Source organism: Acidihalobacter sp. (genome assembly GCF_037381185.1).
GTDB lineage: Bacteria > Pseudomonadota > Gammaproteobacteria > DSM-5130 > Acidihalobacteraceae > Acidihalobacter_A.
Map to the genome: position 1 here is coordinate 21,208 of NZ_JARRQY010000057.1, position 19,005 is coordinate 40,212.

The following is a 19,005-nucleotide window of genomic DNA, read 5'->3' on the forward strand; positions in this document are numbered from 1 at the left end:
CGACCTCCTGTCACTTGCGATGCTGCCGGAATTAAAGACGCACGCCCGCGGACATATATTCCTCACAGACGCGCACCTATGCAGTGCATGACGGCATCATTCCGGAGCACCGACATCCCGCCTCGGCAAACGGAGCACGCCGAATCGCCACATCGAAACTGGCTCATACCTTGCTTGACATACACAACAGGCTTGCAGGCTTCCAATACGGGGGGAAGACGCCGATGCACCCAACGAATTGCCTCACTTCGGTCTGCACATGCCCCGCCACGTAAGCGGCATCGACCCGCGTATACTCGTCCCCGAGAAACCTCGAGCGACGAGCGCTGCCTACAATCGCACACTGCAAGAACTTGCCGACCTGTTCGCCGAAAATTTCGCCAAAATCGGCGGACCTTCGGAACTCTTCGTTGCGTAACCGCACCAATAGGAATCGTGGTGCACGACCGTCGCAGCCGGTCCGGATGCCAGGGCCTGTTCAAACTATTGAGCGGTACGGCGTTGCCGCTCGCTCATGTAGCGGGGCTACAGCGACACTACGCTCGCAGCGCATTGCGGGCCACGAGAAACGGCGCCGGCAACACAACGCGCAATAACGTGAACAAGCCCTAACATTGACAACTCTCGGCAAGCGCCCGATTTCCCAGCACCCGACCCTCATGCCAGGTACGAGATGATCGAACATACAAGCAGCCATCAACCAACCCGTCGCATCGGCCTGCTCACGGCCGGAGGCGACTGCCAGGCCCTCAACCCGGCCTTGCGCGCGCTGACCCTTGGCGCCTGCATCACCCATGGCTGGGAAGTCTTCGGCTTCAAGGACGGCTATCTGGGCCTGCAGGAAGGGCGGTTCCAACGACTGACGCCCGCGCATGTGGCCGGCATCCAAGGTATCGGAGGCACCATACTCGGCACCGGGCGCGGCCAGTCCGGCAGCGTCGGCAGCATCGACGAAGCCATCGAGCGCTGCCGCGACATCTACGACGACCTCGGCCTGTCGACGCTGATCTGTCTCGGCGGCGACGGCACTCAGCGTTTCGCCCGCCGACTCCACGAACAGGCCGGCCTGAACATCATCACCCTGCCGAAGACCATCGACAACGATATCCGCGGCACCGACGTGACCTTCGGCTTCGACACCGCAACCCATATCGCCGCCGAAGCCATCGACCGCCTGCACACCACCGCCAGCAGCCACCACCGCGTCATGCTGTTGGAAGTCATGGGGCGGAATGCCGGCTGGCTGGCCGCCGCCTCCGCGCTGGCAGGCGGCGCCGACGTCGCCCTGCTGCCGGAAATCCCCTACCGCCTCGAACGCGTCGTCGACGCGGTCAGAGACGACGTCAGCCGCGGGCGCTCCTATTCCATCCTAGTCATCGCCGAAGGTGCCGTATCCGAGGAACGTGCAGCCTCCGGTGCGCCGGTACGCCTGCACACCGCAACGATGGAACTGGTCGAGCAACTACCGGAACTCACCGGGGCCGAAGTGCGCCTGACCTCCCTGGGTCACGTCATGCGCGGCGGCAGTCCTACCTCCACCGATCGCATCCTCGCTTCGCAACTCGGTACCCGCGCCATCGAATTGGCCGATGCCGAGGTCTACGGCGTGATGGTCGCAGTGCAGGGAGCCGAACTCAAACCCGTACCGCTGACCGAAGTCGGCGGCGAGCCGCGCAGCGTGCCGCTGGACCACCCCCTGATCACCAGCCTGCGAGCAGTCGGCACCGCTTTGGGGAACTGATCGACCGGCGGCGGTGACTAACCCTATTAACGACAGGTAAATTTTTTATAATACCCGGGGCTACGCTCTCTGCGGTCTGGACATTCGAGAACACGGCGACAAGACTTAGAGCATAAGCCTGAATGGGCGACCGCACCGCGCGATGACTGCGGCGCTCCGAGGCGGACAATCAACTGCAGCGGGAGGAATTCATGCAGCAGGCATGCAAATCGACGTTTTCCGGTACCCCGAGCACCGGCCCGCGAGGAGTCCCCACCCCATGATCGAAGTTCGCATCCACGGCCGCGGCGGCCAGGGCAACGTCGCCGCCTCCTATCTGCTCGCCGGCACGGCGATCGACCAGGGCTGGCATGCGCTGGCCTTCCCGGCCTTCGGCGCCGAGCGCCGCGGCGCCCCGGTGGCGGCCTTCGTACGCATGGACCGCAGCCCCTTCAGCCGCCGCGACCAGATCGCCCATCCCGACTATCTCATCGTGCAGGACGAAGCCCTGCTGCACGACGCGGCAACACTGGCCGGTCTCAAGCCCGGTGGCGGCGTACTCGTCAACAGCCCGCGCACGCCGACCGAACTGGGTCTGGACGTCAAGGCCTACAGCCTGCCCGCCAACGCGCTGGCCGAAAAACATCTCGGCCGCCCGGTGCCCAACACCGCGCTGCTCGCCGCCTTCATTACCCTCACCGGCCTGCTGCCGCTCGAGGCCCTGAGCCACGAACTCGGCCAGCGCTTCAAAGGCGCCGTGCTCGACAAGAACCGCACCCTGATCGCCGCAGCCGCCGAAGCGGTCGAAGCCGACATCTGGAACCAGGAGGTCGCCCATGCCGCAGGCGCTTGAAGGCTCGCAGGCCATCGCCCGCGCCGTTGCCCTGTGCCGTCCGCAGGTCGTTTCGGCCTACCCGATCACGCCGCAGACGCACATCGTCGAGAACATCGCCAAGCTGGTGGCCGACGGCCAGCTCGAATGCGAATACGTCAGTGTGGAGTCCGAACATTCCGCCGCCAGCGTCGTGCTCGGCGCCGCCGCGGCCGGCTCGCGCGCCTACACCGCCTCGGCCTCGCAGGGCATCCTGCTGATGAGCGAGGTGCTGTACGACATCTCGGGCCTGCGCGTACCCATGGTGCTGACCTGCGCCAACCGCGCGCTGTCCGGCCCTATTTCCATCTGGAACGACCAGTCCGACTCCATGGCGGTGCGCGACGCCGGCTGGATCCAACTCTACTGCACTTCCAACCAGGAAGCCGTCGACACGCACATTCAGGCCTTCCGCATCGCCCAGGAAACCGAGCTGCCGGTCATGGTATGTATGGACGGCTTCACGCTCACGCACACGATGGAGCCCCTGGATCTGCCCACGCAGGAAGAGGTCGACGCCTTCCTGCCGCCGTTTCGCTTCGACCGCATGCTCGACCCGCAGGCACCCGTGTCGATCGGCACCATGGTCGGCCCCGAAGCGTATAGCGAACTGCGCTACGCCAATCATCACGACCTGCTCGGCGCCGCCGACAACATCCTGCGCGCCAATGCCGACTGGGCCGAAGCCAGCGGGCGCGACTGGGGCGGACTGCTGCGCACGAGCGGCCCCGCAGAGGCCCGCATCGGCCTGCTCGGGCTGGGCAGCCTCATCGGCACGTTGCAGGACGCCGCGCTCGCGCACCCCGAACTGCCGCCGACGCGCATCATGGCCCTGCGGGCCTTCCGCCCATTCCCGATCGAGGCACTGCAGGCCGCCTGCGAAGGGCTGGACGAACTGGTGGTGATCGAACGGGCCTTCTCGCCCGGTTTCGGCGCCATCGTCGCCGCCGAGGTGCGCGCCGCGTTGTCCGAGCTGCCGCAGGCGCCGCGCGTACACGCCGTGGCCGTCGGCCTGGGTGGCCGCGACATCGGCCTCAGCCTCTATCCGCGCCTGATCGAAGTGGCCCATGGCGAACACGCCGAACGCTTCCGCATTCTCGATCTCGACCCCGAACGCCTGCCGCAGGAGTTGCGCGCATGACCGCCGAAACCATCTCCCTCGCCGAACTGCGCAAGCATCAGCCCCGCTTCACCGGCCTGTCACCGGGCCACCGCGCCTGCCAGGGCTGCGGCGAACTGCTCGCCGCGCGCCTGGTCACAGAGGCCGCCGGCCCCGACGTGGTGGTGGCCAACTCCACCGGTTGCCTGGAAGTCACCACCACCTCCTGGCCGGACTCCGCCTGGCGCGTGCCGTGGCTGCATTCGCTGTTCGAGAACGGCGCCGCCATCGCCTCCGGCATGGAAGCGGCCCTCAAGGCCCAGGGCCGGGCCAGCAAGGTGCTCGCCTTCGCCGGCGACGGCGGCACCTTCGACATCGGCTTCCAGGCCCTGTCCGGCATGATCGAGCGCGGCCACAACGTGCTGTTCGTCTGCTACGACAACGAGGCTTACATGAACACCGGTGTGCAACGCTCGGGCTCCACACCGGTCGGCGCCGCCACCACCACCTCGCCCGCCGGCAAGGAGCGCCTCGGCAAGCGCCACCTGAAGAAGGACATCCTCTCGATCATCGCCGCGCACCACATGCCCTACGCAGCCACAGCCACCGTCGCCTACCCCGCCGATCTGCGCCACAAGGTGCGCCGCGCCATCGAGGTCGAAGGGCCGACCTTCCTGCTGGTGCACTCGCCGTGCCCCCAGGGCTGGGGCCACGACGGCTCGCGCACGGTGGAAGTCGCGCGGCTCGGCGTGCAGAGCGGCCTGGTGCCGCTGATCGAACTGGAGCGCGGCGCCGTCACCGGCGTCATGCCGATTCGCGAACTGCGCCCGGTCGCCGACTACCTCAAGGCGCAGGCACGCTTCCGCCACCTGTTCGCCGACACTGCCGAGGCGGCCAGGGAGCTGCAGCATCTGCAGGCACTGGCCGAGCACAACATCGAACGCTACGGCCTGAGTGCGCCCGGTCCCGAGCCGCGCGACACGGAGGGGGCCGATACAGTCCGCCGCGGCGGCCAGCACTGGGCCTAGCTCATGGATAAAGCTACTGCGCGTCCCGATAGCTGCGTTTGGCGGTACTCGCTCCTCGCCTATCGAGGTGATATGTCTCGTCGCTGCGCTCCGTCCGCCTTGCCCTCGGAACGCTCGCTACGCTCTATTCACGAGCTATCTGGAGGAATGCAATGAGCCAGATCATCACCCGCGGCGGCGTCGCCCAACCCGGCGGCGCCATGGTTTACCACACCGGCACCTGGCGCACGCAGCGCCCCGTGCACGTGCATGCGCCGGCCCCCTGCCACCACGCCTGCCCGGCCGGCGAGGATCCGCAAGCCTATCTGGCGCTGCTCGACGAAGACCGCCCGCGCGAGGCATGGGAGGCGCTGGTCGCCGCCAACCCGCTGCCGGGCGTTACCGGACGCGTCTGTCCACATTTCTGCGAAAGCGCCTGCAACCGCCGCGAAATCGACGAGGCCGTCGGCATCCACCTGATCGAACGCCATCTCGGCGACGAAGCCCTGTCCAAGGGCTGGGACTATCCCGTTGTCACGCCTCCTGCGGATGCACCGCAGGTCGCGGTGGTCGGCGCCGGCCCCGCCGGCCTCGCCTTCGCATACCACGCCATCCGCCTCGGCCTGCGCGTGCGCATGTTCGAGTCCGCGCCGGTGGCCGGCGGCGTATGCCGCAGCGCCATCCCCACCTATCGCCTGCCGCGCGAAGTGCTCGAAGGCGAGATCGAGCGTCTGCTCGCCCTGCCTGGCCTGGACTTCCAGCCGCACACCCGCCTCGGCCAGGACATCGATCTGCAGGACCTGCTGCAGAGCCACGCCGGCGTATTCCTGGGTCTGGGCAATCAGCGCCCACACGCCTGGAGCATCGACGGCGCCGTGCCCGAAGACCTTCACAACGGCCTCGAACTACTCAAGGAGTGGATCGACCACGGCGCCGTGCCCGAATATCGCAGCGTTGCAGTGGTCGGCGGCGGCAATACCGCCGTTGACCTGGCTCGCGTGCTCAAGCGCTCCGGCGCCGAACGCGTGCACATCATCACCCACAACGCCCTGCCCGGTCAGGGCGAACGCCCCGGCGACGAGATGCGCGCCCTGCCGCGCGAAGTGACTCAGGCCCTGGAGGAAGGCATCGAAATCCTCCCGCACCGCGGCGTGCACCGGCTGCTGCTGCAGGGCGAACGCGTCATCGGTCTGGAAATGGTCCACATGAAGAAGCTTCCCGATGCCAACGGGCGCCTGGTGCGCATCCCCTTCGAGGGTACCGAGACCATCCTGCGCGTGGATGCCGTGATCCCCGCCATCGGCGAGGAAATCGATCCCCGCGGCCTGGAGGCGCTGCTCGAAGGCGACTATGCCCTGCGCACCGACGACAACGGTCGCACCGCGCATGAGCGCGTTTTCGCCGGCGGAGACATGAACGGCCGCGGCGGCACCGTGACCGAAGCCGTCGGCGAAGCCCGACACGCGGCGCTGGCCATGCACGCCCAGCTCACGGGAACTGCCCGGGCGCAAGCCGCACAAGGTCCCGTCGCCGATTGGCAGCACATCAACCCCGCCTATTACGACGCCACACCGCGTGCGCGCGAACTCGTGCTGCCGATAGAGGAACGCACCGGCTGCGCTGAGATAGAACCGGGCATTTCCGGACCTCAGGCCCGGCACGAAGCTGGGCGCTGCCTGTCTTGCGGCATGTGCCTTTCCTGCGACAACTGCTACACGCTATGCCCGGACATGGCCGTGCTAAAGACGCCGGAGCCCACCACCGACGGCTCGACCTACGTCTTCGACTATGACTATTGCAAGGGCTGCGGACTGTGCGCCAGCGAGTGCCCCTGCGGCTTCATCCAGATGGTGGACGATCTCTAAACCGGTTATGTTACCCATGAGCGCATCGGGCCTCGCCGGAAATTCAGCAATCTCATAACACAACAAAGCTTTCGACCACACGGGCTTTCGCATCTCATGACACGCAGCGCCATCGAACGCTACATCCAGGTCGTCCTACACCAAGGCGGGGCGGAAGCCTCGGAACCCCGCGGCCCCACCGTGGCCATCAGCCGCGACTACGGCGCGGGAGCACATCAAATTGCCCGGCTGCTGGCCGAGCGCATTGGCGTAACGTTCTATGACAAGAAAATCATCGAAGGCATCGTGCAGCAGGTAGAGGGTAATGCGGACCTCATGCAGCGGCTCGACGAAGCCGCCACGCCGGGCCTGTTTGAACGCGTCATGCGCGCCTTAGGAGGCATCCCATCAAGCAACGAGTATGCGCAGGCGCTGGTAGAGGTCGTACTCAGCATCTCCCGCCGCGGCGGCGTCATACTTGGACGCGGCGCACATCTGATCTCCAGCGCACCAGACATGTATCGCGTATACCTGCACGCGTCAGCAGAGACCTGCACCGCACGCATCGCCGAACGCAGAGGCCTTGACCTGGAGGCGGCCAAGCACGAGCGACACCGCATCGAAGAAGCAAGGCACGCATTTCTCAAGAACCTGTACGGCCACGAGCGTGACGAATTCGGCGACTTCGACCTCATCATCAACACGGACTGCGCGCAACGATTGGAAGAGGTCGTGAACATCATCGTCAGCGGCCTGCATGCCTGCGGCCTACACACTTCCGAAACCTGATGACAGACATCTCCGCTAACGGACGCACGCCGCAGCGCGCGCTACGGCTCACCATCGTGACCGCCCAGGAAGAACTCTTCCGGGGCGAAACCGACAGCGTCGTTCTGCCGGCCGACGAGGGCGAAGTATGCATCCTGCCCGGGCACACACCGCTGCTTGCCCGAATCAGGCCAGGCGAAGCCCGCTACCGCGCCGGCAGCGACTGGCAGTGTCTGTTCCTGGCCGGAGGCTTTCTCGAAGTGCAACCGACCGAGGTGACCGTGCTGGCCGACACCGCACTGCGCGCCGAGGCGATCGACGCACAAGCGGCCGAGGAAGCGGTCAAGGCGGCACGCAAGCGCGAGGAACACGCACGCCTGCCATACGACCAACAACTCGCACACGCCGAACTGCTGCGCGCGCTGGCCATGCTGAAGGTGGCGGAGGATTTCATACGCAGGAAATCGCGCCGATAGCACCAACGACCATTTCTCCCGCGACAGCGCACCACGCAAAAGTGTGAACAGGCCCTGGAAACACGCCACGATCCTCATTCACCCCGAGCAAGATGTAGACATGCCCACATCCCAGCCTGACGCAGCAGAAAAGGCCTCCGCCCATCTCGCCGCAGCGCAGCGGAAAATCGAACAGTTGCGCGCCATCAAACCCTATCTCATCGATCTGTCGCTGCGGGAAAATCCCGTCGGCGCGCGCGTCGGACAGACACTGCAGAACAAGCTGTCGATCCTGCCGCAGATCCGCGAATTCGGCTTCGACAACATTCTGCTCGGCACACTGGACTACGCCATACCCGACGAGCCCGAGGTCGACGACGACTTCATGGCCTATCTGCGCGACCAGCAGGCCGACATGAACGGCTGTTTCGCCTTCACGGCGATGGGCATCGCGCAGCCCGACGGCAGCTTCACGCCGGATCCTTCGCAGTTCAAGCTGCGCGACTACGGCGTGCCCAACACTCTGCACGAGATCAACCTCAGCACGGCGGGCATGGCCGGCCAGTACGATTATGAAACGCTCAGGCGCAGCCTGCCCGCGAGCATCGCCTGGCTCAACGACAACATTACCGGCGATAACGGCGGCCGCCCTCGCATCATCATCAACATCGTCGACGGCTGCGACGCTCTGACCGAGAATCGCGAGGAGGCATATTCGATCCTGAGCCTGCTCGCCGAGCAGCCGATCGAAGGCATCAGCCTCGAGGACGACCGCGGCACCTACATGCCGTTCCAGGTCGGCGCCATCGTCGCCGCGGCGCGCTGCTTCCTGCCGCCACCGCTCAAGATTCTGGTACACATGCACACCGGCGGCGGCTTCGAGAACGCCTCCGTGATCGAAGCCCTGCTCAACGGTGCCGACGGGGCCTGGGGCGGACTTTCGAAACACTCCGCGATCATCGGTCACGCCTCGCTTGGCGAACTCATCGCCAACCTGGTGCGCGTCGGCAACCCCAACATGCAAACCTACCGCCTGAATCAACTGCTGCCGCTCGCCACCAACCTGCAGGTACTGGCCGAAGAGGAACCGGTACCCGACGACCTGCCGATACTGGGCTACAATGCCTATGTATTTCCTAAAATTGCAATCCCCTCGCGCGCCGTTTCTCCACGAGACTGTTCCGTCTGTTCCGGCATATCTCGTGATGCGCCGCGACCTGCGCGCCGGCAAGCGAATCGTCTACGACCAGCAGGAGAATCTGCTGGAGTTGTACGCGCGGGCGCACACAGCCTGAACTGAGCCGACGCGACATGGACCGGAAACCGGGGCTGAGGCAACCGCCTTACCCAAAGACAACGCGATGACGCCCAAGGAAGAGACGCTTCGATGACGAACACGGCAAACTCGGTCGAAACCGAAATGGAACAGGACAGCGCGGTCTACAAGACGCTGCTGGAATCGACCAAGGCCATCCCCTGGAAAATCGATTGGGCGACCATGCAATTCGCCTATATCGGGCCGCAGATCGAGGAACTGCTGGGCTGGACGCCGTCGAGCTGGGCCACGGTCGACGACTGGGTACAGAGAATGCACCCGGAAGATCGCGACGAGGTATTCAACTTCTGCGTCGCCCAGTCGATGGCCGGCAGCGATCACGAGGCCGACTACCGGGCGCTGACCAAGGACGGCGACTATGTCTGGATCCGCGACGTGGTGCACGTGGTGCGCGAGGACAACGGCGAGGTCGAGGCGCTGGTCGGCTTCATGTTCGACATCAGCGAACGCAAGCGCAATGAGGCCCGGCTCGTCCATCTGCAGAAGGAACTCGAGGAGCTGTCCTTCAAGGACGGGCTGACCGGAGTCGCCAACCGGCGCATGTTCGACACCATCATGACCCGCGAATGGGCGCACGCCAAGCGCTCCCAGAAACCAATTTCGCTGATCATGCTGGATATCGACTTCTTCAAACAGTACAACGACCACTACGGTCATCTGCAGGGCGACGACTGCCTCAAGCGCGTGGCACAGACGCTCAACTCCGAAGCCGTGCGCGCGCGCGATTTCATGGCCCGCTTCGGCGGCGAGGAATTCGCGCTCATCCTGCCCGAAACCGGCGAGGAAGCGGCAGTAAAGGTCGCCGAGCGCTGCCGTAGATTGATCCTCGAGCAGGAAATCGCACACGAGAAATCCGAGGCCTGCGCACATCTCACCGCAAGCCTGGGCGTCGCCACGCTCATCCCCGGCGATGACGACGACCCGATCGCCTTCATCGAGGAAACCGACAAACGACTCTACCGGGCCAAGCAGGAAGGCCGGAATCGCATCGAGCATGCGTGACGGTACACGTACCTTAACCACACGAACGACAGGCAAGCTACGAACATGAGTTCTTTACCCAACTGCCCGCAATGCGGTTCCGAATACACCTACGAGGACGGTGGATTGTTCGTCTGCCCCGAATGCGGGCACGAATGGTCGAGGGATTCCGGGCCGGAGGACGAAGATGGCGCCTCCACCGTCACCGACGCCAACGGCAATACGCTCACGGACGGAGACACGGTGACGGTGATCAAGGACCTCAAGATCAAGGGCTCGTCCTCGGTGGTCAAGGTCGGCACCAAGGTGAAAAATATCCGTCTGGTCGAAGGCGACCACAATATCGACTGCAGGATCGACGGCATCGGCGCGATGAAGCTGAAGTCGGAGTTCGTGAAGAAAGCCTAGGGCCTGTTGTGCCCTTCCCCCACCCCGGCCCGAACGACCACGAATCGACCTTCGCGCACAAAACGGAGTCGGCCTCCTGTTCGACGACAATGCGGCGCTGTACGACCGCCTGAACAGAGTCGTCGGCCTGGGCATGGGGGAACGCTACCGCGGTGACGTGCTGAGGCGCGCGGGATTGACCCCGGGGCATGACCGTGCTGGACGTCGGTTACGGCACCGGCGTGCTCGGCGCGCATGCCGGACGGCTGGTCGGGCCGACGGGACGCGTAATCGCGCTCGATGCCAGCCACGGCATGCTCGGCATCGCACGCGGCAAACGCGGGCTTGAAGCCGTGCAGGCCGTCGCCGAGCGCCTGCCATTCGCCGACGCCAGCATGGACTTCGTCGTCATGGGCTACGCCCCAGTGGACGGTTGCTGATACTGGAACTGCTTGCGCCCCGGCAATATCCGCTCCGCCGTACCTTCCGGGCGTATCTGCGCAAGGTGGTTCCCTGGCTCGTCGGGCGACGCGGGACGGAGCGTCTCAGGACTCGGCAACTGATGGACTACACCTGGATGACCATCACCCACGCCGCCCCTCCGCCTCAGGTGTTGCACACCCTGCGCGCAAGCGGTTTCGACGACGCGCAATTCAGCTCTCTTGCCCAGATACCGGGCGAATACGCCGCGCGCATTCAAGGCAACAAGGCGCGATAAGGATCTTCGGCGAACCACTCGCGTATGAAGCGCGCCAGGGCGCGGATACGCGGATTGAAGCGCACGTCGCGGTGATACACGCACCAGAACTCCAGAGTCGGCAGCGGCGCCTGCGCCAACACGCGCAGCAACTCGGGATATCCCGCCGCGATACCGGCATGCGTAACGCCTATCCCCGCTCCGGCGCGCATCAAGGCGAGATGCAGCGGCAAGTCACGGTGGGCGAACAGGCCTAGTTCCATGTCCGGGAGGCGCATGGCGACCAACCCTGCCTGGGACGGGTGGAACATGCGCAGCGCGATATCGGCCTCACGCTTGCTCAGGCTGCTGGCGCGGTTGCTGATCAACACCTCTATCGCGACACCCGGATGCTCCCGACGAAAGGCCGCGATCAGCGGCGGCAGCAGATGGTATCCGACGATCTCGTTGGCGCTGATGCGCACGTCGCCTTCCAGCACCTCCGACAAACCGGCCGCCAGCCGCGCGAACCGATCCGCCGCATCGTCCATTTGCATGGCGGCGGCAACCAGTGCCTCACCTTGCTCGGTCAGATGCAGCCCCTGCGGCGAACGCTCGAACAGCGTCAGGCGCATGCTCTGCTCCAGCGCACTGATCTGCCGGCTCAAGGTCGGCTGTGAAACACCCAGCGTACGCGCCGCCGCAGAGACACTGCCTGCAGTCGCCACCGCAAGAAATGCGCGGATCAAGGTCCAATCCTGGATATTCATTATCGAATAACAACCTTGCATATACGTCTATTCACAATCCTAAAGTGTATATCGATACTGATCCTACCGGCACAACACAGCCGCATAGACGTGACATCGGAAAGCGCCGAGGCAAGGAGAACGAGAATGAAACGCGCACTGCTCATTGGAGCGACTGGAGGATTCGGCGGGCACACCGCCGCCGCACTGCTCGCGGACGGCTGGCAGGTACGGGCGCTGATGCGCGAACCGGGCAAGTCACCCGCATGGCTGCAGGACATCGAGCCTGTTGCCGGCGATGCCTCCCGCATCGGCGACGTCCGGCGCGCCGCCGAGGGCGTGGACGTCATCGTGTACGGCGCCAACGTTCCCTATCCGCGCTGGGCCAAAGAGGCCTTGCCGCTACTGGAACCGACCGCAACGGTAGCAGAGGAGAACCAACTCACGTTGGTCTTCCCCGGCAACGTCTACGCCTATGATCCCGCCGACGGCCCCGAATTCGACGAAACAGCGCCCGTGCGGCCGATCTGCCGCAAAGGCACAATCCGCCAACGCATGGAGCAGCGCCTGGAGACAGCGAGCGGCCGCGGAGCCCAGATCATCCTGCTACGCGCAGGCGACTTCATCGGCGCTCATTGCCGGGGCAACTGGATAAACGTCCTGCTCAAACCGACGCGACACGGCTTCCGCCTGCTGTATCCCGGACTGGTCGAACTCGAGCATACCTGGGCCTATCTGCCGGACGTCGGGTGCACGATCGTCGACCTGCTTGCACACCGCGAAAGCCTACCCGCCTGGGCCCTGTTCCACTTCGCCGGCTACCGCGCGAGCTTCGCGCAGCTGGCCGAGGCCGCAAGCACGGCCAGCGGCAAACCGGTCGTACTGCGCCCCTTCGCCTGGTGGCAGATGCGTCTGCTGTCGCCCTTCGTGCCGCTCGTACGCGAACTCCGGGAAATGCGCTATCTCTGGCAACACAAGGTCAACCTTGACGAAGAGCGTCTGCGCACCGCCCTGAGCGGACAGGTGCCACACACCCCGCTGCCGGACGCACTGCGCGCCGCCGGCCTGCTCGGTGGACAGAACGTATGAGTCGACTTAAGCGGCGGAGACTCGATGCCCCCAAAATGCCGCGCCGACGATCATCGCGCTGGCCGCCACCAGGCCGAGATTCACGGGCTGGTGGTTGGACAGCATCAGCAGCGCGGTGGACAGCAAAGGCGTGAGAAAAGCCAACAGCCCGATGCGCCGCGGATCGCCGCTCTTCAGTGCCGCGTCCCACAGGAAGAAAGCGCCTCCCAGCGGCCCCAGTCCGAGCAGCGCGATCAACGCCCAGTCGTGCAGGGACAGCGTAGCCGGCGGTTCGAGCGCGAAGTGGCACGCTAGCGACAGCAGGCCCGCTATGGCCGCAAAGCCGCCGACGGCCGCGGTGGGGAAATGCGGCAGCCGCTTGGTCAGCAGCGAATAGCTGGCCCAGATGAACGCCGATGCCATGGCAAATAGGTAGCCGATCTGAAATCCGCCGTGAAACGCCCCACCACCGGAATGACCGAGAATCGCCACGGCCGCTCCGGCGAAGCCGAGCAGGCCAGCTGGCACGTAGGCCCAACGAAAGCGCACCGACGGCAGATACAGCGGTGCCAACACCACCATCCCCAGCGGCCACAGATAGTTGACCAGGTTGGCCTCGACCGGCGGTGCGTAACGCAGCGCCAGGAACAGCAGGAAATGGAAACCGAACAGGCCCGTCACGCCGAGCGCCAGCGTCGTCGGCGGCACACGCCACCGACTCAACCGGAAGTGCGACAACGGCAGTGCGATCGCGCTGCCGATCAGCAGCCCCAGCCCCGTCAGCAGGAACGGAGGCACTCGGGACAGGTCCACACCGAGCGTGGCCAGCGAGGCCCATAGAACGACGGCAGCCAATGCGAGGAGATCCGATTTCATGGGAGCAAGCGTAGTGGGCGGGGGCGTCTCGTTGCGCTTGTCTGGCGTCGGGAAACGCTTGTTTAACGGTTGGAGCTGAGTACTGGCTATCTGTCGTTTCTGTACGCGATGCGTAGAATGCGTTCCCATTCTTCGGGTATCAGAGTTCTTTTCAGACGCTAAATCAGCGATGGCTGCTTTTGATCTTGCACAAAAGGAAGACAACTTACTAGCTAGCCGTGGCGGACTGTTTCGTGCGCGATTCGGCGCTTGGAACATCTATCCGAATCAGTGACGCGCCCGAGTACCTTTCTTTGCACGCCCAAAGAAAGGTACGAAAGAAAAGCGCCCGAAAGGCCTTGTCCCTGACGGGCAGACCTCGAGCGCACACCCCGTCACGGGGCACCGCAGGCACTTGCCATCCTGGCAAAGCCTGCGCGGACGGCGTCCTGCCGCCCGACCCCGCGCCGGGGCGCACGCTCGAGGCAAGGCCTAACGGGAATCGGGGAGTCAAAACAGAACGCCTCCCAAACGTTTGGGCTACGTATTCGGCGATCGAAGCGTAGGTTGGGGTAAGCGAAGCGCACCCCAACGCGGGCGGTGCAGATCATGTTGGGGTTCGCTGCACTCACCCCAACCTACCGAAGCCGTGTTTTGACGTTTGGTCCCCCCTGATCGCTTGCCTCGCGAGCGTGCGCCTGGGCGGGGATGGCCGGCAGGACGCCGGCCAAGCAGCTCTTGGCCTGGATGGCCAATAGCTGCGAGCCCCGTTCAGGCGTGCGTTCGCGAGGTTGCCCGACAGGGACAAGCACAGCACTCTGCACATGTGTCATTGGCGGCTGCAGCGACTCCAGGCTGTTTCGCCACAAGGCGCGTCGCGCAGGGAAGGCTCATTGCCTTCGCCAGCGGCGCAACACCGGGGCGGGACAGCCTGGAGCCGCCCTTCGGGTGGGCTGGTGTGCGCCCATGGCTGCGTTGCGGCGCTTGCCAAGGGCTCAGGCCATTATCTTCGCGCCGCGCCTTGCCCTGAACGCACACCAGTCCACTACAGTCGCGAATGGCTCAGGAGCAGAGTGCTTTGGGGATGCGTTTCTTTCGCCGGTTTCTTTGCGCATTCAAAGAAACCGGCTCGGGCGCGTCACCCAAGTAGGATCAAAACTGCAAACGCTGATTCGCGCCCGAAACGGGCCTCAGCGCCAATAATGGAAAGACCTCCCACCGAGTCGCCAACAGAAACGACATACCTCGAAACGCGCACGAAACAGACCGCGATGACCAACAGGTTCGGACATTTCACTAACGCAAGATCAAAACGCTTGCCGCCGATTAGAGTCATCGAAGAACCACAACCCAACTCTCAGCGTCCACGACACGCTAAACGCTCCAACGCCACCCGCAATGCCGACGGCGATCGATACCCCGTGCGACGGGCAATTTCCGCCACACGCATACCATCGGCGCGCAACTCGCGGGCACGCTCCAGGCGCAACGTCCGCACCCACTGCATCGGGCTGCAGCCCAGCGCCCCAACGCAACGCTGGCGGAACTGACTTTCGCTGAGCAGAGCCCGTTCCGCCAAATCGGCGGCCGTTAGCGGCTGCGCCAGACGACGCAACACCCACTGCGTCAGCCGCGCCCAATCCACATCGCGACGGGCACGGCGCGACTCGTGCGCTTCACCCCAGGCTTGCCCCAGCAGCAGCGTGCCCAGTTCGGACGATGCGGTCGCGCCGTCCTGCAAGCTCAGGGCGAGATACATCGCCAGATGGTGCGAGGCCTCGACGCTCTGCGGTCGCGCGGACCGCCGCTCCCATACCGGGTCCCGAGTATCGAGCACCAAGCAGCGGCTGCCGAGCCGAGATTCGAAATCGTGCCGCTCGCCGGGGCGCAGCAGCGTAGCTTCGCCGAAGTCGAGCGACATTCCCCGGCCCTCGATTTCCAGCTCGAGGGAACCCTGCAGTGCCCACAGCACCTGGAAATGGTCGTGTACGTGCCTGCCGGGCGCGGCGCCGTAATCGCGCACGGAAAGGGCGTCGCTGAATTCAGTCGCGCATGGCGCACTCATCGCTGCACTGCTCGAAAGTATGGGACAGCCTCGATTGTCGCCTCAGTGCGGGGCCTTTGCCAGCTTCAGATGCGCCTTGATCCCGACCTTCGCGCTGATGACCGCCCCGTTCGACCACTGGTCCTGGCCGACGCCGAAGTCGAGCCGATTCACCGTAGCAGTCGCGCTCAGTTCGTCGCCGGCCTTGAGCGTAGCCGTCAGAGGTACCGGTTTTTTCACGCCGCGCAGGGTCAGAAATCCCTGGACGTCGATCGGCCCCTTGCCGTTCCAGCGGCAGCGGTCCGCCCGATAGCGCGCTTCGGGATGCGCGGCCACATCGAAGAAAGCTGCACTCTGCAGCTGTCTGTCGCCGGTCGGATTGCCGGTGTGCACGCTGTCGAGCTTGATCCGCACGTCGAAGCGGCAGATCTGTGGATGCTGCCGGTCCAGGCTGATCCGCCACTGAAGCGCTTGAAGCCGCTATGCAGGGGAGCACCCTCGAAGGATGTGTCGAAGGCCAGCGTGCTGCCCGGCGCGATCGTCCAGCTCTGCGCATGCGCAGCTGCTCCGAAAGGCAACAACAGCAGAACGAATATGCCGATTTTCATGAGCGGCCTCGTTTCACGAACGGGAGCATGCGGCGCAACACGTCGTCCCCCACACGCCAGTGATGATAGAACGCGGCGCCGATGTGCAGCGCCAGCAGCACCAGTAGCGACCAGAACGCGGTCTTGTGCACCAGCAGCGCCGCAGCGGCCAGTGACTTGGAAGTCGGCGCGATGGCAGGCAACTGCACCAGACCGAACCACGGCAGCGGGAACCCCGACGCGGAGTTGTAGACCCAACCCGACAGCGGCATCACCACCAGCAACAGGTACAGGGCGACAGGAATATCCTGAGCTTCAAAAGCGACAGCGGCAACTCGATCATATACAGGCCGACAAGCGCCTGCGCTGCGATCAACAAAGCCACCGACCAGTGGAAGAACCGGGCGGCTGGCCCCCAACGAACCGACGTGCTGCGCAATTCGGTCAAAATGCTCATACAGCCAGGACCTGCCTGCAATACAGACGTTCATTCTGCTCGTTCGGTGGACAACGCGAAACCGCTCCCGGATTACCGAACGACAATGCCCGAGGGCTCTTCGGCGCGTCTCCCGCTCCAACGCATGCCATACTTGTCCACATACCCAACGGCCGGGAAGGTACGACATGCGTTCACGGGGCCTCCTGCCCGCACTGCTGTGCGCGCTGCTATGGACGAGTGCGGCGGCGCACGCCGACTCACTATTGCGGGTCGAGAAAATCGCCCCGCAGGTCTACGCCCTGATCGGCCCAACCGGCCCGCGCACCTACGCCAACTACGGGCTCAACGCCAACTTCGGCCTTGTGGTCACGCCCACCGGCGCGATCCTCATCGACAGCGGCACCGGCTCGGGCGCGGCCGAACAGCTTGCCAAGGCGGCCCACACGGTCACCGACCAGCCCATCCGCTGGGTCATCAACACCGGCTCGCAGGATCACCGCTGGCTGGGCAACGGCTACTTTGCCGCGCACGGCGCGCGCGTCTACGCGCTGCAGCACACCGTGCGCACGCAGAAGGAAATGGCAGCAAACGAACTTGCCGCACTCAAAGGCGTGCTCAAGCAGCACCTGGGCGACACCCGGCCCGTCACCGCCCCTCATCCGCTGCCCGGCGACCGGGCCAAGCTGGTGCTTGGCGGCGTACACGTCGAGCTGAATTTTCTGGGCAACGCGCATTTTCCCGGCGACGCGGTGGTCTGGCTGCCCCGCCAGCACATTCTGTTCTCTGGCGATCTGATCTTCACCGACCGCATGCTCGGCATCCTCCCCCAGAGCAACGCCGCAAGCTGGGAACGCGCCTTCCGACGCGCCGAACGGCAGTTCCCCAACGCGACGATCGTGCCGGGCCACGGTTCTGTCGGCGGCTGGCAGCTCGCCCGCGCGGACACCGGAGACTACCTGCACTGGCTGCTCAGCGAGATCCGCCCCGCCGTCGAAAACTGGGACGATCTCGAAACGACCGTCACCCGACTGCGCAAGCACACGCCGCAGCACTTCATGCGCCTCGAACACGCCCAGAGCTGGAACCCGACCAACATCAACCGCACCTTCGTGCAATTGCAGCAAAGCGGCATGTGACGCCTGCCGTCAAACGCCAGCTTCGCTCCCGGCCACGTCCGGGCGCACGGCGCTTGGACTGACGCCGAAATGGCGGCGGAACGCCCGCGTGAACTGGCTGTGATCCGAAAAACCGCAGTTCAACGCCACGCTCACGATCTTCTCGTCGCCGCGCTCCAGGCACTGCCGCGCACGTTCCATGCGGCGGCGCTGCACGTAGCGATACGGCGGCTCGCCGAAGGTCGCCCGAAACAGCCGCGCAAAGTGGTAGGGACTGAGCTGCACCGTTCCGGCCAGCCGTTCCAAAGACAGCGCCTCCGCCAGATTCGCCTCGACGAAATCGCGCACACGCGCCGCCTGCGCCGGCGACAGCCGCCCGCGCACATCCGGCAGCGGCCCGCGATGGCGCGTATACCCCTTGGCCACGTGCAGCAGCATCCATTGCGCCAGATGGTCCGCCCCCAGGCTTTGCGCCGGGTCCGTCCAATCGCTGGCCAGCAGCAGCTGCACGGACTGCTCCAACAGCGGATCGCGAAAGAAATAGTCGGGTACCGGCTCGTAGGCCCCCGGCTCGGCATCCCAGACCTGCTCTGCGGCGCGGGCCAGATCGGCCTGGTGGAAATAGAAGTGCAGAAACTCGAAGTGCTCGCGCAGACGCCAGCTCGAATCGGCCCCATCGGCGAACAGACACACCGCGCCGGGATAGCCGTTCTGCACCGGCTTGCCGCGCTCCAGACGCCAACTCCCCCAGCCACCCTCGACGTAGACGCTGAGCGTGTGGTGCGCCGGTTTGTGGTAATCGATCTCACCGCCCCCGTTGCTCCAGTGGGCGAAGGCAAGTCCATCCGGCAGGCACAGCGTACGCTCGGCGCAGGCACCTTCTTCGATCAGAATCTTGAAAACCTCGTACTCCACGCCTCGCCTCCACCTGCGCCCCGGCAGGTCTTTCAGAGTATCGCGCCTGTTCCGGAGCGTTAACAGCCCCGCAGCAAGATCGGCACAAC

20 protein-coding genes are annotated in these 19,005 nt (G+C 64.9%); 14 read left to right on the forward strand and 6 right to left on the reverse strand.

Features of this window, described 5'->3' with window-relative positions; translation table 11 throughout:
- The first annotated feature begins 673 nt into the window (after nucleotides 1–673).
- The 12 genes from P8014_RS16820 to P8014_RS16875 all read left to right on the forward strand — a co-directional run bounded on the left by P8014_RS16820 (nucleotide 674) and on the right by P8014_RS16875 (nucleotide 11,186).
- Nucleotides 674–1,741 carry an ATP-dependent 6-phosphofructokinase gene (locus P8014_RS16820; RefSeq protein WP_337818480.1) on the forward strand — a complete coding sequence of 356 codons (1,068 nt, stop codon included), beginning with the start codon at nucleotides 674–676 and terminating at the stop codon, nucleotides 1,739–1,741.
- Nucleotides 1,742–2,000: 259 nt separating this feature from the next.
- Nucleotides 2,001–2,573, forward strand: a complete 573-nt coding sequence (locus P8014_RS16825) for a 2-oxoacid:acceptor oxidoreductase family protein (protein WP_337818481.1) — start codon at nucleotides 2,001–2,003, stop codon at nucleotides 2,571–2,573.
- A complete protein-coding gene (porA, locus tag P8014_RS16830) occupies nucleotides 2,557–3,732 on the forward strand; it encodes a pyruvate ferredoxin oxidoreductase (RefSeq protein WP_337818482.1) in 1,176 nt (391 codons plus the stop codon). The genes P8014_RS16825 and porA overlap by 17 nt, the downstream gene beginning before the upstream one ends.
- The gene (locus P8014_RS16835; RefSeq protein ID WP_337818483.1) at nucleotides 3,729–4,718 is read left to right on the forward strand and encodes a thiamine pyrophosphate-dependent enzyme; all 990 of its coding nucleotides are present in this window, start codon (nucleotides 3,729–3,731) and stop codon (nucleotides 4,716–4,718) included. Before porA ends, P8014_RS16835 begins: the two co-directional genes overlap by 4 nt.
- Before the next feature lie 152 nt (nucleotides 4,719–4,870).
- Nucleotides 4,871–6,562, forward strand: a complete 1,692-nt coding sequence (locus P8014_RS16840) for an FAD-dependent oxidoreductase (RefSeq protein ID WP_337818484.1) — start codon at nucleotides 4,871–4,873, stop codon at nucleotides 6,560–6,562.
- Between the two features lie 96 nt (nucleotides 6,563–6,658).
- Nucleotides 6,659–7,330 carry a cytidylate kinase-like family protein gene (locus P8014_RS16845; protein WP_337818485.1) on the forward strand — a complete coding sequence of 224 codons (672 nt, stop codon included), beginning with the start codon at nucleotides 6,659–6,661 and terminating at the stop codon, nucleotides 7,328–7,330.
- On the forward strand, nucleotides 7,330–7,785 hold the full coding sequence (gene atpC / locus P8014_RS16850; RefSeq protein ID WP_337818486.1) for an ATP synthase F1 subunit epsilon: 456 nt from the start codon (nucleotides 7,330–7,332) through the stop codon (nucleotides 7,783–7,785). Before P8014_RS16845 ends, atpC begins: the two co-directional genes overlap by 1 nt.
- A gap of 100 nt (nucleotides 7,786–7,885) precedes the next feature.
- Entirely contained in the window at nucleotides 7,886–9,064 is a 1,179-nt protein-coding gene (locus P8014_RS16855) for a hypothetical protein (protein ID WP_337818487.1), read from the forward strand.
- An 87-nt stretch (nucleotides 9,065–9,151) separates the two neighbouring features.
- A complete protein-coding gene (locus P8014_RS16860) occupies nucleotides 9,152–10,102 on the forward strand; it encodes a sensor domain-containing diguanylate cyclase (RefSeq protein WP_337818488.1) in 951 nt (316 codons plus the stop codon).
- A gap of 45 nt (nucleotides 10,103–10,147) precedes the next feature.
- Nucleotides 10,148–10,489: a zinc ribbon domain-containing protein YjdM gene (locus tag P8014_RS16865; RefSeq protein ID WP_337818489.1), complete on the forward strand. Its 342-nt coding sequence runs from the start codon at nucleotides 10,148–10,150 to the stop codon at nucleotides 10,487–10,489.
- A gap of 188 nt (nucleotides 10,490–10,677) precedes the next feature.
- On the forward strand, nucleotides 10,678–10,908 hold the full coding sequence (locus P8014_RS16870) for a methyltransferase domain-containing protein (RefSeq protein WP_337818490.1): 231 nt from the start codon (nucleotides 10,678–10,680) through the stop codon (nucleotides 10,906–10,908).
- Between the two features lie 122 nt (nucleotides 10,909–11,030).
- The gene (locus P8014_RS16875) at nucleotides 11,031–11,186 is read left to right on the forward strand and encodes a hypothetical protein (RefSeq protein ID WP_337818491.1); all 156 of its coding nucleotides are present in this window, start codon (nucleotides 11,031–11,033) and stop codon (nucleotides 11,184–11,186) included.
- On the opposite strand, the gene P8014_RS16880 is transcribed toward P8014_RS16875, so the two are convergent.
- A complete protein-coding gene (locus P8014_RS16880; protein WP_337818492.1) occupies nucleotides 11,165–11,914 on the reverse strand; it encodes a LysR family transcriptional regulator in 750 nt (249 codons plus the stop codon). The two genes, P8014_RS16875 and P8014_RS16880, sit on opposite strands and share 22 nt — an antisense overlap.
- 126 nt (nucleotides 11,915–12,040) lie before the next feature.
- Between P8014_RS16880 and P8014_RS16885 the strand changes: the two genes are divergently transcribed.
- Nucleotides 12,041–12,982 carry an NAD(P)H-binding protein gene (locus P8014_RS16885; RefSeq protein WP_337818493.1) on the forward strand — a complete coding sequence of 314 codons (942 nt, stop codon included), beginning with the start codon at nucleotides 12,041–12,043 and terminating at the stop codon, nucleotides 12,980–12,982.
- A gap of 6 nt (nucleotides 12,983–12,988) precedes the next feature.
- Here the strand turns inward: P8014_RS16885 and P8014_RS16890 are convergent, their stop codons facing one another.
- The 4 genes from P8014_RS16890 to P8014_RS16905 form a co-directional block, all read right to left on the reverse strand.
- Entirely contained in the window at nucleotides 12,989–13,837 is an 849-nt protein-coding gene (locus P8014_RS16890) for a DMT family transporter (protein ID WP_337818494.1), read from the reverse strand.
- Between the two features lie 1,336 nt (nucleotides 13,838–15,173).
- On the reverse strand, nucleotides 15,174–15,881 hold the full coding sequence (locus P8014_RS16895; RefSeq protein WP_337818495.1) for an AraC family transcriptional regulator: 708 nt from the start codon (nucleotides 15,879–15,881) through the stop codon (nucleotides 15,174–15,176).
- Nucleotides 15,882–15,923: 42 nt separating this feature from the next.
- On the reverse strand, nucleotides 15,924–16,316 hold the full coding sequence (locus P8014_RS16900; protein WP_337818513.1) for a YceI family protein: 393 nt from the start codon (nucleotides 16,314–16,316) through the stop codon (nucleotides 15,924–15,926).
- A gap of 148 nt (nucleotides 16,317–16,464) precedes the next feature.
- Nucleotides 16,465–16,938 carry a cytochrome b/b6 domain-containing protein gene (locus P8014_RS16905; RefSeq protein WP_337818496.1) on the reverse strand — a complete coding sequence of 158 codons (474 nt, stop codon included), beginning with the start codon at nucleotides 16,936–16,938 and terminating at the stop codon, nucleotides 16,465–16,467.
- A gap of 133 nt (nucleotides 16,939–17,071) precedes the next feature.
- On the opposite strand from P8014_RS16905, the gene P8014_RS16910 reads away from it, so the two are divergent.
- Nucleotides 17,072–18,022, forward strand: a complete 951-nt coding sequence (locus P8014_RS16910) for an MBL fold metallo-hydrolase (protein ID WP_337818497.1) — start codon at nucleotides 17,072–17,074, stop codon at nucleotides 18,020–18,022.
- Between the two features lie 9 nt (nucleotides 18,023–18,031).
- Here P8014_RS16910 and P8014_RS16915 read toward each other — a convergent pair whose 3' ends face one another.
- Nucleotides 18,032–18,916, reverse strand: coding sequence for an AraC family transcriptional regulator (locus P8014_RS16915; protein WP_337818498.1), 885 nt, complete (start codon nucleotides 18,914–18,916; stop codon nucleotides 18,032–18,034).
- Between the last annotated feature and the right edge of the window lie 89 nt (nucleotides 18,917–19,005).

What these genes read in the sequence shown, in the direction of transcription:
- P8014_RS16820 (WP_337818480.1), top strand. Translation starts at nt 674, where the DNA reads ATGATCGAACATACAAGCAGCCATCAACCAACCCGTCGCATCGGCCTG.
- P8014_RS16825 (WP_337818481.1), top strand. Translation starts at nt 2,001, where the DNA reads ATGATCGAAGTTCGCATCCACGGCCGCGGCGGCCAGGGCAACGTCGCC.
- porA (WP_337818482.1), top strand. Translation starts at nt 2,557, where the DNA reads ATGCCGCAGGCGCTTGAAGGCTCGCAGGCCATCGCCCGCGCCGTTGCC.
- P8014_RS16835 (WP_337818483.1), top strand. Translation starts at nt 3,729, where the DNA reads ATGACCGCCGAAACCATCTCCCTCGCCGAACTGCGCAAGCATCAGCCC.
- P8014_RS16840 (WP_337818484.1), top strand. Translation starts at nt 4,871, where the DNA reads ATGAGCCAGATCATCACCCGCGGCGGCGTCGCCCAACCCGGCGGCGCC.
- P8014_RS16845 (WP_337818485.1), top strand. Translation starts at nt 6,659, where the DNA reads ATGACACGCAGCGCCATCGAACGCTACATCCAGGTCGTCCTACACCAA.
- atpC (WP_337818486.1), top strand. Translation starts at nt 7,330, where the DNA reads ATGACAGACATCTCCGCTAACGGACGCACGCCGCAGCGCGCGCTACGG.
- P8014_RS16855 (WP_337818487.1), top strand. Translation starts at nt 7,886, where the DNA reads ATGCCCACATCCCAGCCTGACGCAGCAGAAAAGGCCTCCGCCCATCTC.
- P8014_RS16860 (WP_337818488.1), top strand. Translation starts at nt 9,152, where the DNA reads ATGACGAACACGGCAAACTCGGTCGAAACCGAAATGGAACAGGACAGC.
- P8014_RS16865 (WP_337818489.1), top strand. Translation starts at nt 10,148, where the DNA reads ATGAGTTCTTTACCCAACTGCCCGCAATGCGGTTCCGAATACACCTAC.
- P8014_RS16870 (WP_337818490.1), top strand. Translation starts at nt 10,678, where the DNA reads ATGACCGTGCTGGACGTCGGTTACGGCACCGGCGTGCTCGGCGCGCAT.
- P8014_RS16875 (WP_337818491.1), top strand. Translation starts at nt 11,031, where the DNA reads ATGGACTACACCTGGATGACCATCACCCACGCCGCCCCTCCGCCTCAG.
- P8014_RS16880 (WP_337818492.1), bottom strand. Translation starts at nt 11,914, where the DNA reads ATGAATATCCAGGATTGGACCTTGATCCGCGCATTTCTTGCGGTGGCG.
- P8014_RS16885 (WP_337818493.1), top strand. Translation starts at nt 12,041, where the DNA reads ATGAAACGCGCACTGCTCATTGGAGCGACTGGAGGATTCGGCGGGCAC.
- P8014_RS16890 (WP_337818494.1), bottom strand. Translation starts at nt 13,837, where the DNA reads ATGAAATCGGATCTCCTCGCATTGGCTGCCGTCGTTCTATGGGCCTCG.
- P8014_RS16895 (WP_337818495.1), bottom strand. Translation starts at nt 15,881, where the DNA reads ATGAGTGCGCCATGCGCGACTGAATTCAGCGACGCCCTTTCCGTGCGC.
- P8014_RS16905 (WP_337818496.1), bottom strand. Translation starts at nt 16,938, where the DNA reads ATGAACGTCTGTATTGCAGGCAGGTCCTGGCTGTATGAGCATTTTGAC.
- P8014_RS16910 (WP_337818497.1), top strand. Translation starts at nt 17,072, where the DNA reads ATGCGTTCACGGGGCCTCCTGCCCGCACTGCTGTGCGCGCTGCTATGG.